Origin of the sequence: Paraburkholderia sp. UYCP14C (assembly GCF_004197395.1) — a bacterium.
Lineage (GTDB): Bacteria > Pseudomonadota > Gammaproteobacteria > Burkholderiales > Burkholderiaceae > Paraburkholderia.
In genome coordinates this window covers 1-16,315 of record NZ_SELS01000102.1, presented here as the reverse complement: position 1 = coordinate 16,315, position 16,315 = coordinate 1, and the positions used below count along the sequence as shown (strand labels likewise).

Genomic DNA, 16,315 nt, shown 5'->3' with positions numbered 1-16,315 from the left:
ACTACGGCCTCTGCTGACTTCTCGCTCCGGCTCGACGCCGTCGCCCTTTCAGGCATGAGGCGAGATCTCCCCAGGTACGACGGCCGAAGGCCTAGCCCCCGTTGGGGAGAACGCACTCCTTCATCGCACAACCGCCGTATCTACGCCGCTTCGCCTTGGTCACGAGAGCTTTGTGGTTGTTTGCCCACTCGCCCTGCCCGGCAGCGCCTTCTATACGGTTCTTGTTCATCGGCTCGCGATTTACGCTCCACGCTTCCTCCCCACACCCGGTCGCCCTCGTGCAGTTGCGCTTCACTTCATTCGCTATGACCAGCTTATGGCGGGACTTACACCCGCAGGAGTGCGCCCATGCTGGGCGCACAAACAAAAGGCCCACGCAAAGGTGGGCCTGAGGGGTGGGCTTGCGGCGCGCCGATGCGCCGATGCGCATGACCGGGCTAGCGGCGCGAGGCCAGCCTGCGCAGCACGGCGATCATCGAGTCGACTTCGTCACAGGTGTTGTAGAAAGCAAGCGAGGGCCGCACCGTCGCCTCGAGACCGTAGCGCCGCAAAATTGGCTGGGACAGCACGATTTCGTCGCCGGCCCCGGCGAAGCACTGATGTGGCGCCGCACGGTCTCGCGCGCCCCTTCGTAGGCATCGGTCGCCGGCCCGCCAACGTATACGCGGCCCGGTGGATATTGGAATTCTCGTGCGCGTGGAACCAGGCCAGCCGGTCGATCACCGCCTGCGGCTTGTGCGTGGTCGCCGCATTGTCGAACCAGATCAGCTGCCTGTAGTTGACCTGCTCGTGCAGGATCGGGAAATTGCGCCGCACGGCGTTCACGTCGAAGGGCGGATGGGCGGACGGCGCGACCGATGGAGTGCGCCGCGATCGCACGGCCGCCACGTGCCGGCAACTTCGAGCAATGCGCCGGAGCTGGAAAGGAAAGAATAAAAAACTGTTTGTCATCGCAATGGCAGTCGGCCTCTAATTGCAAGCTCGAACTACGAGAGCTATCCCCTTTTTTCAGTAAATGTTCCTTATATGAATCGCAACGCGAAATGAATTCGCCCTGAAGTGGGTTGCCCCGTACTGGCTCCATTCCGGAGCAATCTTTTTGAATGTTTATCTGGAACAAAATGGCTGACATCACTGATTCTCGCAACAGCCATCTCACTTCGACCCGGTTGTCGCCGGCCGTCTCGAAGGGCACGCTCTACAAGTGGATTTCGTGGATCGTTCCAGCACTGGTGCTGGTGCTCTGGCAAATTGCGACGCTCATTGGAGTCATCTCGCCTCAGGTTCTTCCAGCCCCGAGCAGCGTCGCGGCAACCGCATTCGATCTGGCCCGCAACGGCGATCTGTTCGTTCACCTCGGTGTTTCGCTGTTGCGTGCCGCGACGGGCTTCGCAATCGGCGGAACGATCGGACTCGCGCTGGGTATCCTGGTCGGCTTCTCACCGCTCGCGCAGGCACTGCTCGATCGTTCAATCCAGATGGTGCGCGCGATTCCATTTCTCGCGATGCTGCCGCTCGTCATCGTCTGGTTCGGTGTCGGCGAGGTGGCGAAAATTTTCCTGGTCGCGCTCGCGGTGCTGTTCCCCATCTATATCAACACCATGCTTGGCATTCGTCAGATCGACCCGAAGCTGATGGAGCTCGCGAAGGTCATCGGGCTGGATCGAGTCGCGATTGTGCGACGGATCATTCTGCCTGGCGCGATGCCATCGATCCTGACTGGCGTGCGTTATGCGCTGGCTCATGCGTGGCTCGCGCTCGTCATCGCCGAAACGTTGGCGACGACGAAGGGCATCGGCTTCCTCGCGATGGATGCGCGCGAATTCCTGCAAACCAATGTCATTGTGTTGACCATTATCATCTACGCGATAATCGGCGTCGCGGCAGACGCGTCAGTGCGGCTGCTGGAAGCGCGCTTCCTCTCATGGCACGCGAATTACGCCAAAAGGAGCCTACATGTCCGTTGATTTCGCGTTGTCCCGCGAGACAGATATCGCGACGCTCACCGCGGAGCGAGTGAACCCGTCGTCTCTCGCAGTATCGGTGCGCGGTCTGCGGCGCCACTATGGCAGCCGGGTCGTGATCGACGCTCTGGATCTCGAGATCCGCGCAGGTGAATTCGTCGCGCTGCTCGGTGAAAGTGGATGTGGAAAGACCACCCTGCTGCGTGCGCTGGCCGGGCTCGATCGGCCCGACGCCGGCCAGATCAGCGCGCCCGAACGCCCTTCCGTCGTTTTCCAGGAGCACAGGCTACTGCCGTGGGCGACGCTGTGGGAGAACGTCGCGCTCGGTCATGAAACATTGGTCGGTCGTGCCGGGGCGGCGCGTGCGTTAGCCGAAGTCGGGCTTGCCGGTCGGGAAGACGACTGGCCGCGCAACCTGTCCGGGGGCCAGGCGCAACGCGTGGCGTTGGCGCGCGGCCTCGTTCGCGATCCCGCATTGCTGCTGCTCGATGAACCGTTTGCGGCGCTCGACGCGCTCACGCGGATCAAGATGCATGGACTCGTCAAGGAACTGGTCGCACGTCATCAGCCCGGCGTTCTGCTCGTCACGCATGACGTCGATGAGGCGCTCGCGCTCGCCGACCGGATTCTGGTGATGCGCTCAGGGCGCATCGCTGCTTCCTTCCAACCCAAAAACCATACGCCACAAGCACTGCGGTCGATCCTGCTCGAAGAGCTCGGCGTTCAGTCTCACTGAACGCCTTTCCGCATGACCTCAAGGACCTGACAAGAATGAACAATTCTTCGCTGAGCCGCCGCCAACTTTTGCGCGCGGCGGGCGGCCTGCTGGCCGGTGCCGCCGTCGGTAGTCTGCTTCCCGCTCGCGCCGCCGAGCCGCGCAAGCTGACACGCAACACCGATACGGTTCGTATCGGCTGGGGATACGGCAGCCTGCCGGACATTGCCAGACAGCGCGGCGTGTTTGCAAAGACCCTCGCTGCAAAGGGCATCAAGGTGGAATGGGTCGGACCGTTCCCGAATCATGCTCCGTCGATTCAGGCAGTCGTCGGTGGCAGCGCGGATTTTGGCTTCTGGGGATCGACGACGCCGGCGCTCGCCGCGATGCTGGCCGGCTCCCCGCTCGTATTCAACGCTTTCGACGTCTATTCGCCGCGCTCGACGGCGATCATCGTGAAGAAATCGAGCGGTATCAATTCGGTGGCCGATCTCGCGGGCCGCAAGATAGCGATCAACCGGTCGGGATTAGGCGAGTTCCTCCTGATCGCAGCGCTCGAAAAGCATCATGTCGAGCGCAGCAAGGTCGAGTTCGTCTACCTGAATCCGCCCGATGCCGCACCGGCATTTGCGCAAGGCGTGGTCGACGCCTGGTCGATGTGGTCCCCTGGCGTGGACATCGCACGCTATACCAACGATGCCAAGGACATTTTCAACGAAGGACGCGACCTCGATTTCCTGATCGATTACAGCTCCCTCGTGACGCGCCGGAAATTTACCGAAGAAAATTCGGAGCTGATTCGCGCGGTCATCGATGCGTACTACGTCGAAGGTGCGTGGCAGTCGGCGCATCCCGGCGAATCCGAACAGCTCGTGCAGCAGGAAGCCAGATATCCGGATCAGGTGCGCGACTATCTGACGAGCCTCAAACGCGTCAACCAGTTCCACGAACCCGACGACACTGCGTTCATCGCGCAGTTCCAACGCGCCGCCGATTGGCTCGCGGAGCGCAAGATCATCAACTCGCGAATCAAGGTCGCGGATTACAGCGTCAAGGTTTAACGAGAGCCAAATGGGAATTCCACTAGTCTCACCCTTGTCCGCAAAACTTGGCTTTGCCGGGATCATCGCGAATATCGCATCGACTTCGGCAGAGCGGGAACGCAATCATCATTGGCCGCACGAGGAAGTCGCGATACTCAAGAATCTCAGCTTCGGCGCGCTGCGCCTGCCGGCCGATGCGGGTGGGCGTGGACTGTCGCTGAGCGAGCTTTTCGTCGTGGCTCGCGACGTCTCGGCGGCGGATTCGAACATCGCTCACGCTTTTCGCAATCATCTTTGGCAGGTCGAGGCTGCGCTCAGACGACGGGATCACCCTTTCCATGCGCACGTTCTCGATCTGACAAGGAACAAAAAAACCATCGGCCTCAGTTTCACCGAAAGCGACGCCATCGCGGCTGGCGCGCGCCCGAGCCGGGTGCTGAGCCGGCTAGAGTGGGACGAAGCGCGGCTCGCCTATATCGGCTCAGGCGAGAAGGTCTACGCTACCGGCAACCTTTATAACGACGCATTCGTTGGCGTTGCGGTGGAAAGCCGCGAGGGCAGGACCGTTCAATACGTGCTCGACCGGGAGCAAGGCGTCAGCACCGATGACGACTGGCAAGGATTCGGTCAGCGCCTGACGGCTTCAGGCACGTCAAAGTTTCACGCGGTGACGGTGCCCGCAGCTCATGTCTACCCGGCAGATCCGCCACGAACCGACGAAGCAGCGCCTTGGGGATACACGTTTCACCAAGTCTATCTGACCAACTGCATCGCAGGCATCGTGAGGCGTATTGCGTTGGACGCCGTCGACGTCTTGCGCTCACGTGGGCGTAACTTCTATCACGGCGATGCTGCGCATCCTGCCGGCGAACCTGTGCTGCAAACGCTGCTTGGTCGAATTCGCGCCTACGCAGCCAGCGTCGAGGCAACGGCCGACCGCGCTGTGGCAGCCTTGCAGCTTGCGTGGGATGACTATGGAACGGCCAACGAATATGAAACCACACTGGCCGCGACGCTCTCGGCAGCCGAAGCCAAAGTCGTGATCGACGATCTCGCGCCGCAGATCGCCAGTTGGCTGATCGATCTCGGGTCGGGCTCGGTCGTGTCTCAAGTAGGCGCGCTGGACCGGCATTGGCGCAACATCAAGGTGATTGCTTCGCACAATCCGCGCTTGTACAAGGAACGGCTGCTCGGGCAGAACCTGCTGACCGGACAGCTTCCACCCACCGGCGCGTACTTCTGATCGCGAATGCGCGTGACGCGCGATTCATGACCAGAACCGCTCAATCCGCAAGGAGCCGGCGAACGCGCGGCACGACCTCTTCAGCAAAGCTGCGCATATCGGCTTCGAAAGGCTGGAACTGCAGCATGAAGAGTTCGATGCCCGCCCGGTGGAAGGCGGCGATGCGCTGCGCCACGGTGTCGTAATCGCCGACGAACCCCGCTGCCGTGCCGCCATTCGAACCGACCCGCGGCGATTGCGCAAAAGTCTGGTGCATCACCGCTTTCGGATCGGTATTGGCCTTCTGCCGCTCGCGCAGGGGCTTGTCAAGCTCGGCCAACGAGAACAGATGCGCGAGATGAGCCTCTGCCTGCGCCTGCGTTTCGCGCGCAATCACAAACGCCGACAAACCGAAACGCAACGCGTGCTGCCCGGCAGGACGCGCGCGAGCGGAGACGTCGGCGATGAGCCGCGCAACGTCGTCGTGCGGCTGACCATTGATGAACCATACGTCGCCGTGTGCCGCCACCAGTTCGCGCGCCGGCTCCGATTCGCCGCCGACATAGATGCGCGGACGCGCACGAAACGGATCGGCGGGATGCAATTGATATCCGTCGATGCGGAAGTTGTCGCCGTGATGATTCACGACTTCGCCTCTCAGTAGCGCAGCAACGACTTCGATCCATTCGCGGCCGTAAGCGTAACGCTCGTCGTGCTCAGGAAAGCCAATGCCGGCACGTTCGAGCTCTGGACGATTCCAAGCGTTCACCAGGTTGATCGCAAAGCGCCCTTTGCTGATGTGCTCGATCTGCTGAGCCATCTTCGCAAGCACGACGGGGTGATACAGATAAGGCTTGATCGCAGCGATGATCTCAATGCGCGACGTGAGCGCCGCCAATGCCGCCGATGCGGTCCATGCCTCGAGTTGATCGAGCGAAGGGTCATGCGGATTGATCGTGTGCTGGGCGACGAGCACTGAGTCGAATCCGAGACGCTCGGCCTCAATGACGAGCGCCCTGTTGCGGGCCCACGACGCGTCGTAGGGTTCCGCTGGATCCTGCAATGCGGCACGGCTGCCGTGCACGAGAGCCCAGACGCCGAAGCGGGGAAGTTTGGCTGACATCGTTTTGATAGGTGGTAAAGCGCAGACAGAAAACGTCCATGCTAACCTTGCCCGCGCCAGCCGCTTTCCAATTTCTATCGATATAGAACTCGCGAAAAGGCATTAAGGCTCGCGTGGCGCATGCGCACGGCCACTCGACGGCACCTGCGCCAACGCAGCCTGGCTTCAGAGCGCCGGCGAGGCAGGCACCGCCGGTTGCAGACCCTGATAGTCTTCAGCGTCGATGTCGTAACCTGAAGGCTCCCACCGGATAGCGAGCAGCACCAACAACGAAGTCAGTGGCGCAACCGCGATCACCCAGAATACCTTCGTGCCGAGCGCGGCGGCCAGCACGGGAAACAGAAACAGCGAAATCGTGGACGCCGTGCGCACCAGCGTCTGATTGAAGCCGACGCCGATGCCGCGCAGCGAAGTCGGATAGCTGAGCGACGCATAGGTCATTGAATGCGAACCGGGGCCGAAGCCCTGCCCGAACAGATAGCCACCCAGCAGCAGGATCGCCACGACCACCAACGCGCCACCGCTGGGTCGCCCAATTAGCGCGAGTCCGATCAGCGAGGCGAATTGCAGCGAATGTCCGAGCACGGTCAGCTTCCACGCGCCGACCGTCGGCGCGGCGCGCACACCGATCAACCCGCCGACGAACGCGAACAGCAGGTTCAGCGAGAGCGACGCGATGATTGTCGTGAGGGGACCTTGCGCGAAGAAGCTCGTGATGATCACGGGCAGACCAAAAACGATCGCGTTATAGCCAAACGACGACGCACTGCCGATCACGGCGGCAAGTGTCGTGCGCCTGCGGTAAGTGGCATTGAACAGCACGCCGTAATTGCGCCAGGATGCGGAGCGCGGTCGTGCAACGGACTTACCCGTATGTTCGACGACGGCATCAATCCCGTAAGAGCGCTTCAGGATACGAGCCGCGCCTTCGAGGTCGCCGTGATTCGCCGCCCAGATGGGCGATTCGCTGATGTAACGGCTGCGCACCAGAATGATGGCGATGGCGGGCACCGCGCCGAATGCGAGTGTGAGGCGCCACAGCCAGCCGAGGTGTTCCTGCGGCAGCATTGCGTAAAGGCCGAGAATCAGCAGATAGCAGGTGCTGGTCGCCGCGTACCACGCGGGGCACCAGGCGGCCACGCTCGCGGCCTTGTTGCCGCGCCCCGCCACGCGCGAAAACTCCGCGAGAAACGCCATCGCGACGGGCAGATCGAGCCCGACGCCGAAGCCCATCAGAAAGCGCGCGCCGCCGAGCACCCACGCGTTGGGGGCGAGACCGGCGGCAATTGCCGCGACCACAAAGAACAGCATGTCGGCCATGAACACGCGATAGCGCCCGATGCGGTCGGTCAGATAGCCGCCGAACAGTGCACCGAGGATCGCGCCGAACGTGATCGCCGACGATACGAATCCCACTTGCACCGGTGTCAGCGCGAACTGCTTCGCGATGTCCTTGATGCCATAGGCGAGCGAGGTCAGGTCGTAGGCATCGAGAAAGACGCCGCCGAGCGCGATCGCGATCACGATGCGCGCATTGCTGCCCTTGGCAGCACCAGCGTTGACGATGCGCGCGACATCCTGCGGCGAACGGATCACGGCGGGACCGGAAATCTCCGGCTGCGCGGACGCGTCAAGCGGAGTGGATGGAGTAGCGACGGTAGACATGATGGCTGTCGAACACGAGTCAAAAGTTCCTGCATGCTAGCGACGCGCCTGTCGTCTTCCAAACGATGATTGAATATATGCAAAGCGCGGGATCGAACGATGCCCGTGTGGCAATCCGTGACGCAGCGCCTTCGTCCGTTCGGTGCTTTCGATATGCGCAATCGATGGTTGGATTTGGACCTGCGTCGACTTCGCGTGGTCGACGACTTCGATACCGCGTGCCTGAAAGGCACTAAGCGGCCGTCATTGCCTCGGGGAGTCGCATGATCTCGCAAGGCGGCTTCGGCAACGGCTGATGGTCGGCGAATGCCGTCCCGCATCGCACTGCAAAAGCGAGCGCCGAGTGCCCATTCGCGAAGTGTCCGAGCTCACCCAGCGTGGTCGCTTCGCCGTCCTCATCCAGAATCGATACACGAGCCACGAACAGACTTCCGGTTCTCACGACCGACGGCTGGACGGCTATCCCGTGGTGATAAAACAGCATGTCACCTCCTGTGTTACTGAAACTCACGCGGACGTGCCCACTATTCCGAGCACGCCGAGCCACGACTAGCACATAACCTCGTGCGAAGCATCGGCGTTGCGCGGATGAAAGACGTACTCGTGGTCAATCTCCCCGGTCATACTGCGTCGTTGGAGTGCAGACTCATTATTGGCAGGATGGCCGCATTCGCGCCAATATCGATTCACGATTTGGATTTCGCGTGCGCTTCGATGTGTCGTCAATGAACGGATCGTCAGGCACAACGTTGAGCGCAATGGCAACGCTGCGTCTGGATTTATTGCCCACCAAATTTCCGAAAGCTCGAGGCCGTGTGCTGTTCGGGCAATTGATCGTCATGGCCAAACAACTTTCGTCGCAGCGTTCCATCGGCATAAGCGGTCTTGTACAGACCGCGATTCTGAAGCTCGGGCACGATATGATCGATGAAGTCCTCGTAGCTCTCCGGAACAACCGTGCGGCTCAGATTGAAGCCGTCAATACCAGTTTCGTCGACCCAGCCCTGTAGTTCATCCGCAACCTGCGCAGCGCTGCCCACGATGGCCGGATACCGGCCTCCCAGTTCGAACATCTCGAGCAGCTTACGGCGCGTCCAGCCGTGCTGCTTCGCAGTGCGCGTGGCGGACTCGATTGCATTGGTGGGCGCGTAGTCGACAGGCGCGTCGAGATCGTATTGGGCGTAGTCGATGCCCGTACTGGCAGCAAAATGTGCAAGCCCTGCTTCGCGGCTCGCATAACGCAAATAGTCCGCGTATTTCTCGTGTGCTTCGCGCTCGGTTGCGCCCGTTACGACAGCTGCGCCAGCAAAGACCTTGACGTCGTCGGGGCGCCGTCCCGCTTCCACGAGCTGCTCGCGCAGCGTCCTGACGGTTTCGCGCGCAACAGCCCGATTCGGCGGTGAGATGAATACGCATTCCGCGTGGCGGGCGGCGAAACGCTGGCCGCGTCCTGAACTGCCGGCCTGGAAAAGAACCGGCGTGCGTTGCGGCGACGGCTCCGCGAGGTGATAACCGTCAACGTTGTAATAGCGCCCGACATGTCGAACCTTGTGAACCTTCGCGGGATCGGCGTACACCCGCCCGGACTTGTCGCGCAACACTGCGTCGGCTTCCCAGCTTCCTTCCCAGAGCTTGTACAACACGTCGAGATATTCGTTCGCGCGATCGTAACGCTCGTCGTGCGGCAACTGCCTTTCGAGTCCCATCGCCCGCGCCGCGCTGTCGAGATAGCCGGTCACGATATTCCAGCCGATTCTTCCTTGGGTCAGATGATCGAGCGTCGAGAAACGTCGCGCCAGCAGATACGGCTGCTCGTAAGTCAGGTTGACCGTTACGCCGAAGCCGAGATGCTCGGTGACGGCGGCCATCGCCGAAATGAGAAGCGTGGGATCGTTGACGGGAAGCTGAATGGACTCGCGCAGCGTCACGTCGACGTTGTGTTGATAGACGTCGTAGACGCCCACGATGTCAGCCAGAAAAAGTCCGTCGAACAGTCCGCGCTCGAGCGTGCGCGCGAGGTCGGTCCAGTATGGAAGCGTTCGGTAGTCGAGAGAGCGGTCGCGCGGATGGGTCCACAATCCATGGTTGATATGGCCCACGCAATTCATGTTGAACGCGTTGAGCAGGATCTGCTTTTTTGCCATCACAAGGCTCCGTGCCTCGGCGGCAGTTTGTCGTTGAGATAGAAATTGCCGACGGCGTGATACTTCCAGCGCACGGGATCATGCAGCGTGTGCGTGCGCGCATTACGCCAGAACCGGTCGAGGCCGAGATCGTCGAGCGTCGCGGCCGTGCCGGCGAGTTCGAACAGGCGCGAGCCCGCGTCCAGCGAGACCGTCGTGGTGAGCGCGCGCGCTTCGGCCACGGCGACCGATGCGTGCGCGACCGAACGCTCGGTTGGCTCGGCCTGGGCCGCATCGACGAAGCGCCCGGCCCGGCGCACCAGCGCTTCTGCCGCGCTCAACCGAACGGCGAGATCACCGAATTGGGTGATGGTCAGCGGATCCTGCGACGCGTGTTCCACCTTCGCGTCGATCCACGGCCGCGAACGCTCTCGCACGAACTGCAAGGCCGCGTGAAGTGCCCCGCGCGCCTGCCCCAGATCAATCGCTGCATGGATGATCTGCGCGAATGGCCCGATCGTAGTGGGGCGTTCGAACGATGCCTGAAACGGCACGATCCACTCCGGCTCGACGCGCACCTGACTGAACTGCACCGAACCACTACCCGTGACGCGTTGCCCGAACCCGTCCCAATCATCGATCACTTCGACGCCTGGCGCGTCGCGCGGCACGAACACCAGATACGTGACATCACGCCCCTCTTCTTCGCCGATCACTTGCGTCGGAATCCAGTGCGCGAATAGCGCGCCTGTGCAATAGAACTTGCGGCCATCGATTTGCCAGCCGGTCGCGCTACGCGTGAGCCGCGTGCGGCGCTTGAAGTCTTTATGCCCGATCTCCGCGAGCGCGTTGCCGAATCGGTCTCCCGCCAGTACGCGTTCGTAGAAAAAGCGCTGCTGGTCCGGTCTCCCGCCGACACGCAGCACTTCGAGTGCATAGAAATGATTTTGCGGAATCTGGCCCAATGAGCCATCGGCCGCGGCAATGATCGCCGTCACTTCCGCGAGCGTCCTGCTGCCAACGCCAGCGCCGCCATATTGCCGTGGCACGGTGATACCCCACAGACCGCTTGCCACGAACGCGTCGAGCTCGGCCCACGGCAGCCGGCGCTCGCGATCACGCGCCGCCGCTTCGGCTGCGAAGACTTCGGCAAGGCGTTGAGCGGCTTGCAAAGCCTGTGCGTCATCCGCGATCTGTTCGGGCCTTACGCGCGTCGAGTCTCCCAGTACGGGCCGATCGAGCGTGCCATCATCAAGATTCCCTGCGAGTCTATGGGCTGGACCACGGCGTAGGCGTTTCGCGCGCGATGCGCTCCGTTGCTGCCGGGTCCAGCTTGCATCACGCCGCTTGATCGCCGTGACGCATGTCGAACCATACGTCATCCGTGAAGTGCGTTGAACCAACAAATTCTTCGATGTTTAGCAGGCCACGCGTGCTCGCCGGATCGGCCGCGCTTCTGGCCACGTTTGAGAGGCTCAGCGTGTGGGTCGGGCTGTGGATTCGGCGGCTTAGAGAAGTTCCTCGCCAAATTCGATCACGTAGGATTGCGGAGATCTGAGTTCACCGGCTGCACGAATACGTTCGTAGATGAGCAATGCACCGACCAGCTTCGCATTGCATCGGAATCTGAAATCTGCCTGGGCGGCGTGCGTCAGTCCTTCGTATCTGGCGAACAGGTCCTGCGGGAAAAGAAGCAGGATAGCGGGCGTATCGGGCCCGCGTGGGTTATTGACCATTAGCCCGGTGAGCGTCCCTTCGCGCGATTCATGTTCGACGATGTGAACGTCCCGATCGAATCGTCCCGCGAGGAAGTGGGCGACCTGCTCCAGAGATTGTCTTTCTATTGCATATGTCGCCATTCCCCTCTCCTGCGAAAGTGTGCCGGTTACGAACCGATTCCCTGTGCGTCGAAAAGTCCGTCATACAGAACGGTGCTCATATATCGCTCGCCTGAGTCGGGCAGAATGACGACGCACGGCCACGGCCGCGCCAGATGAAATCCCTGAAAGTATGCCCTCTTCTCATGCAAGGCGTTGTGCGTACAGGATCGACTCTTTATTGGTGACCTGTTCGATGACATCGACGAGAGAGAGATCCAGAACAGCGGGAACGAACCCCGCACCAATACCCTGGATCTTGTGCGGCGCCGGCTTGAGTGGCTCACCGGCTCGCGTCTGCGTGAGGATCGGGCTGGCAGCGGGCTCGACCGCGGCAGGGAGTATCGGCTTGCCGTTGGTTTGCTTGAAGAAGCGCAAAATGGCGGTGCTCGTGCCACCTGTGCCGACGCCTGACACGAGGATGTCGAAATCGCCGGCAAAAACACGAGCAAACCAAAACCAAAACCAAAAAAATGGCCTGGACGATCGGGTCCAGGCCACAAAAAGCTCGCGATTCGCGAGAACGAGCTAGACGTGAAAGCCGAGTGGTTAAATCGGCCTGTAAAAGATATCGGACGCTTGCCTTTAGTCCAACTCAGCGGCGCACGAGCATCGCAAGCGAACGATGCGCGTCAAGTTCGCGGTCGTAGCCCTTCAGCACGCCATCTATTCGGCGCGTCAAAGACGGCGTGGCTACCGTCGTCACCTCGGAGAGTGCCGTCGCCCTGGGCAACGGGGCAGCGCCGGCCAGACAGTAGCCCACATCGCGCCGCGCGTTGGTGCAGGTGCGCACCTTACCCTCATCAACCAGCGTAGCGAGCGCGGCGTTCACGGCCTTCTCCGATTCGCCGAACAGCCGGGCGAAGGTGGCAGCGGTGTAGACGCGGTTATAGCGCATTTTCAGCAGCAGACTTTCGATCAACGGATCCTTGTTCATAGGGTCGCCATGACGGTTTGGAAATCAACGACGCGGTTGAGACTTCCGCGTTCAGCGCGGTTTGCGACGAGGCTGATTCGACAGGTGGCCCTCCCTGCCTGTCAATGCAGACGTCATAAGAGCTTGCGGGTCCATCCTGTGATGGCCCGGAGCCAACGCCACGCACAGTCGGCTTGACAGCGAGATCGTAGACAGGCGCAAAGTCACGCGCCCGGTTTTCGCTCCCTCCAGATCAGCCAGATCGACAGTCAGATCTTGCCTACCAGATCAAGCGACGGCGTCAGCGTTTCGGCGCCGGGCGTCCATTTGGCCGGGCAGACTTCGCCTGGATGCGACGCGACATATTGCACGGCCTGCACCTTGCGCAACAGTTCCTTGGCGTCACGGCCAATACCGTTGTCGTGCACTTCGTAGAGTTTGATCTGACCTGCGGGGTTGATCACAAACGTGCCGCGCAAGGCTAGCCCTTCCTCCTCGATCAGCACGTCGAAGTTGCGGGCGAGCGTCGCCGTCGGATCGCCAACCAGAGGGTATTGCACCTTGCTGATCGTATCCGACGTATCGTGCCAGGCCTTATGCGTGAAATGCGTGTCCGTCGACACGCCGTAAATTTCGACGCCAAGCTTCTGGAACTCGGCATAGTTATCAGCGAGGTCGCCCAGCTCCGTTGGGCACACGAACGTGAAATCAGCGGGATAGAAGACCACGACGGACCATTTCCCCTTGAAATTTTCTTCGCTGACGGGCACGAATTCACCGCGGTGGTACGCAGTCGACTCGAACGGCTTAACCTGGGTATTGATCAGAGACATAACTTTCCTTGAACGTTTGAGAAACAGTTAAAGATGTCGTTGAACGTTATCTGGCTTGCGGAGACAAGAGAAATAAGCATTTTGCAAAAGCAAATGCCGATCTGTTCGTCGTTGGATGAACCAGGCTGGTTCCATGAGCCGTCTCCACCCTCACGAACAATTCACATGACGTTCACTGAAAAACACCTGAAGCGCACATTGATATCGATATCTCATTTCCGTCGTTGCCGAATCGGTGTCGGACACGCGATCATCGACAGTTCCCAATCGAGTGCCCGTCACAGCGTCAACGCTATCTCTGCACTATCGTCACCGTCCAATCATGCATAAGACTTCGACCTTCTTTCGCGGACTCGCACTGGCGGCCGCCCTCTCTCCTGCGCTGTTGTCGCGCCGTCCCACGCAACGGGCGCCGCACGGGCAGTCGATCGCGATACGGTCGTGATCGGCGTTGAAAAGGAGTTCTACAACCTCGACGGACTCGTAGCCGTGAGCGGCGATTCGCTGCGCTACGGATGGCAGATTTACGACACGCTCTACGGTTTCGATATCAAGGGCAATCTCGTCCCGCGTCTTGCGACGAGCCTGACAGTCTCTAGCGACGCTCGGGTGTTCACGTACAAACTCCGCCCCAACGTCAAGTTTCACAATGGCGCGACACTCACGTCGCGCGACGTGAAGGCGTCACTCGACCACATTCTCGACCCACGCAGCAAGAGCACGCGCCGCCCGTTCTTCGCGCCGGTCGTCGAATCGGTGGAAACGCCTGACCCGCTCACTGTCGTATTCAAGTTGAAGGCGCCGGACGGCGCGTTCGCCAACAAGATCGCTGGCTATCTGTATATCGTGCCGGCCGACTACCTCGCGAGCTTGCCGATGGGCGTGTGATCGACGGCAGCCGGGGTGGCAACAGCGCCCGCTTCCTGAATCATGCCTGCTCCCCTAACTGCGAAGCCATCGAGACGGGCGAGCGGGTGTTCATTCACGCGCTCGCCGCTATCGCACCCGGAGAGGAACTCTTCATCGACTACGGCCTGGCAGTCGACGGGGCGGTCACCAACGACATTCGTGCCCAGTACACATGCCATTGCGGCACGTCAGCAGGTCGTCGAACCATGCTGGGCAAGCAACGCTGACTCGGCGTGGTCCTGGGCAGCGCAGACGATCCGATGCGCGATGTCTCCGGCGTCCGATACAGACACAGCGCGCGCCGATATCTGGGCATGGCCTCCTGGCGGCACAGAGGGGCGCCCGATTGCTATAGTTTTGCGCGCATTGCCGGTCGACAGGCGCCCCCCCTCCACCGTGACGTGCATGGTTTAGCTTCAAGGTCGGCTATCCAGGGCGTTGCGCGTTCCTCTGAAACCACTTGGCGGACTGGCTCAGGGCGTGTTCGGGTCATTGGGCAGCCGCTTCTTCAGGCTGCAGCGCGCATGCGGTGCGAAGATCAGCCAGGGAAAGGGTTCGGTAATCAAGCTACAGAGATCCAACTTCAGCACTATCCGGCTTGGGAGCCTTTACGGACCCAATCCCGCGATACCGACCTTTCTGGCGGTCCAGATTCTAAGCCGTCTTGAAATCACCCGCGCGCAGTGGGAATCCGCGATTGCGGCGAGTGGCTCCGGATGGCGCTGGACCAACCCATGCGCGCTGGGCGTCGGGGCGCCACGAATCCGCTAAGGAGCAGCCTAGGCGAGTTTCGTGGCGCATTCCCGTATCGGCTACTTTCGCCTCTTACCCATATCGGCATCCAGTGAGTCGGCCCTGGCACAACTTTCCAAAGCAACGATCGCTTTTTCCGCGGCGGCGACGATTTCTTCGCACTCCGCATGTCGTGGCGTATTCACCACGCTCGTACAGCCTCCGTACCGGCTGATCTGCAGCAGGTCGATACGGACCTTTGAAAGCGCCGCCGCCGCCGAGCCGCTATCGTCGATCATTTTCGCTACGTCGAAGACAGTCCCGGAGGGTAGTACCACGTAGGTCGGACAGACATCGTCCGCATGGCCCTTCGCTATTGGCAGACATGCAAGACCAGCGAGGGCGACAAGTCGCGCGCCGCGACCGAATCGCTTTTTCATCGCAATCACCCTTCTGTCTGATGCCCCGGTCAACCGACGTCGGTATAGTTTTGTCAGCTGCAAGTCGGCAACCCGTGGCGACTGCGCGAACGCTCTACGCGTTCCTGTACCCACGCACATTAACCGATGGTAAATGCTTTCTTTTGCATTACAAGATGATGGCGGAAGAGTATTCTCAAATGGCGAATGGCTCGCAACATGCAAGTAGACGTGTCGCGAATCGGCGTGCTGCGAGCGCGCTCTTGCGGACTTACTCGGGGCGCGCTTGCGCAGCGGCGCCCTCCCCCCCACCGTCACGTGTATGGCTCAGCTTCACGGGCGGCTATCCGGGGCGTTACGGTCATCCAACCCCGCGTCTGAAGGAGCAGAGTTCGACCTTTGCCGTCATTCGGGTATCGGCGCTTGTGCGGCAGCTACCGGTTGAGGCAGTATGACTTTCCGTGAGGTGGTGGCTGGCCCGCCGTGAGAAACCAGACGCGGGTTAGCATTGCTGCCAGAGCCGCATGGTGTGCACGAGGGCGACACCCGGCGATTTCCAGCACGGAGGCCAGCATGGGACACGATAGCACGGTGTACGTAGGTCTGGATGTCCACAAGGAATCCATCACGGCAGCCTACGCCGTCGGGATAGGCGAGGTGGAATTGCTGGGCAAGATCGGCACTTCGAAGACTGACATCGATCGCCTGTGCCAGCGCATGCAGTCCAAGGCGACGCACGTTCGCATCGTCTACGAAGCAGGGCCATGCGGCTAT

The 16,315-nt window shown here is 61.0% G+C and carries 15 protein-coding genes and 4 pseudogenes; 7 read left to right on the top strand and 12 right to left on the bottom strand.

Annotation, left to right across the window (positions count from 1 at the left end; all coding sequences use genetic code 11):
• Positions 1-437: 437 nt before the first annotated feature.
• Positions 438-569 (bottom strand): hypothetical protein, encoded by a 132-nt coding sequence (locus EVC45_RS47810; protein WP_306770860.1) that lies wholly within the window; start codon positions 567-569, stop codon positions 438-440.
• 20 nt (positions 570-589) lie between these two features.
• A pseudogene (locus tag EVC45_RS41100) lies at positions 590-843 on the bottom strand (aminotransferase class V-fold PLP-dependent enzyme); the annotation flags it as partial.
• Between the two features lie 278 nt (positions 844-1,121).
• Here EVC45_RS41100 and EVC45_RS41095 point away from each other — a divergent pair.
• The 4 genes from EVC45_RS41095 to EVC45_RS41080 are packed head-to-tail and all read left to right on the top strand — an operon-like array spanning position 1,122 to position 4,965.
• A complete protein-coding gene (locus tag EVC45_RS41095; RefSeq protein ID WP_129963816.1) occupies positions 1,122-1,967 on the top strand; it encodes an ABC transporter permease subunit in 846 nt (281 codons plus the stop codon).
• A complete protein-coding gene (locus EVC45_RS41090; protein ID WP_129963815.1) occupies positions 1,957-2,700 on the top strand; it encodes an ABC transporter ATP-binding protein in 744 nt (247 codons plus the stop codon). Before EVC45_RS41095 ends, EVC45_RS41090 begins: the two co-directional genes overlap by 11 nt.
• A 35-nt stretch (positions 2,701-2,735) precedes the next feature.
• Positions 2,736-3,740, top strand: a complete 1,005-nt coding sequence (locus EVC45_RS41085; protein WP_129963814.1) for an NrtA/SsuA/CpmA family ABC transporter substrate-binding protein — start codon at positions 2,736-2,738, stop codon at positions 3,738-3,740.
• A gap of 10 nt (positions 3,741-3,750) precedes the next feature.
• A complete protein-coding gene (locus EVC45_RS41080; RefSeq protein ID WP_129963813.1) occupies positions 3,751-4,965 on the top strand; it encodes an acyl-CoA dehydrogenase family protein in 1,215 nt (404 codons plus the stop codon).
• Between the two features lie 40 nt (positions 4,966-5,005).
• Here EVC45_RS41080 and EVC45_RS41075 read toward each other — a convergent pair whose 3' ends face one another.
• From EVC45_RS41075 to ahpC, 9 genes and pseudogenes are all read right to left on the bottom strand, one after another.
• A complete protein-coding gene (locus EVC45_RS41075) occupies positions 5,006-6,067 on the bottom strand; it encodes an LLM class flavin-dependent oxidoreductase (protein WP_129963812.1) in 1,062 nt (353 codons plus the stop codon).
• 165 nt (positions 6,068-6,232) lie between these two features.
• Positions 6,233-7,732: an MFS transporter gene (locus tag EVC45_RS41070; RefSeq protein WP_129963811.1), complete on the bottom strand. Its 1,500-nt coding sequence runs from the start codon at positions 7,730-7,732 to the stop codon at positions 6,233-6,235.
• A 232-nt stretch (positions 7,733-7,964) separates the two neighbouring features.
• Positions 7,965-8,216: a hypothetical protein gene (locus tag EVC45_RS41065; protein ID WP_129963810.1), complete on the bottom strand. Its 252-nt coding sequence runs from the start codon at positions 8,214-8,216 to the stop codon at positions 7,965-7,967.
• Between the two features lie 295 nt (positions 8,217-8,511).
• Complete coding sequence (locus EVC45_RS41060; protein WP_129963809.1) at positions 8,512-9,876, bottom strand: LLM class flavin-dependent oxidoreductase; 1,365 nt, start codon at positions 9,874-9,876, stop codon at positions 8,512-8,514.
• The gene (locus tag EVC45_RS41055; protein ID WP_129963817.1) at positions 9,876-11,081 is read right to left on the bottom strand and encodes an SfnB family sulfur acquisition oxidoreductase; all 1,206 of its coding nucleotides are present in this window, start codon (positions 11,079-11,081) and stop codon (positions 9,876-9,878) included. The genes EVC45_RS41060 and EVC45_RS41055 overlap by 1 nt, the downstream gene beginning before the upstream one ends.
• A 282-nt stretch (positions 11,082-11,363) precedes the next feature.
• The gene (locus EVC45_RS41050; protein WP_129963808.1) at positions 11,364-11,714 is read right to left on the bottom strand and encodes a hypothetical protein; all 351 of its coding nucleotides are present in this window, start codon (positions 11,712-11,714) and stop codon (positions 11,364-11,366) included.
• 26 nt (positions 11,715-11,740) lie between these two features.
• Positions 11,741-12,167: pseudogene (locus EVC45_RS41045) on the bottom strand (pyridoxal-phosphate dependent enzyme); the annotation flags it as partial.
• Positions 12,168-12,327: 160 nt separating this feature from the next.
• Positions 12,328-12,669 carry a hypothetical protein gene (locus EVC45_RS41040; protein WP_129963807.1) on the bottom strand — a complete coding sequence of 114 codons (342 nt, stop codon included), beginning with the start codon at positions 12,667-12,669 and terminating at the stop codon, positions 12,328-12,330.
• Between the two features lie 248 nt (positions 12,670-12,917).
• On the bottom strand, positions 12,918-13,481 hold the full coding sequence (gene ahpC, locus EVC45_RS41035) for an alkyl hydroperoxide reductase subunit C (RefSeq protein ID WP_129963806.1): 564 nt from the start codon (positions 13,479-13,481) through the stop codon (positions 12,918-12,920).
• 441 nt (positions 13,482-13,922) lie between these two features.
• Here ahpC and EVC45_RS47805 point away from each other — a divergent pair, with 441 nt between their 5' ends.
• Both EVC45_RS47805 and EVC45_RS41025 read left to right on the top strand, forming a co-directional pair.
• The gene (locus EVC45_RS47805) at positions 13,923-14,369 is read left to right on the top strand and encodes an ABC transporter substrate-binding protein (protein WP_129963805.1); all 447 of its coding nucleotides are present in this window, start codon (positions 13,923-13,925) and stop codon (positions 14,367-14,369) included.
• Positions 14,351-14,617, top strand: a pseudogene (locus EVC45_RS41025) (SET domain-containing protein); the annotation flags it as partial. The gene EVC45_RS47805 and the pseudogene EVC45_RS41025, both read left to right, overlap by 19 nt.
• Before the next feature lie 585 nt (positions 14,618-15,202).
• On the opposite strand, the gene EVC45_RS41020 reads toward EVC45_RS41025, so the two are convergent.
• Positions 15,203-15,562, bottom strand: coding sequence for a hypothetical protein (locus EVC45_RS41020; RefSeq protein ID WP_129963803.1), 360 nt, complete (start codon positions 15,560-15,562; stop codon positions 15,203-15,205).
• A 552-nt stretch (positions 15,563-16,114) separates the two neighbouring features.
• On the opposite strand from EVC45_RS41020, the pseudogene EVC45_RS41015 reads away from it, so the two are divergent.
• A pseudogene (locus tag EVC45_RS41015) lies at positions 16,115-16,315 on the top strand (IS110 family transposase); the annotation flags it as partial.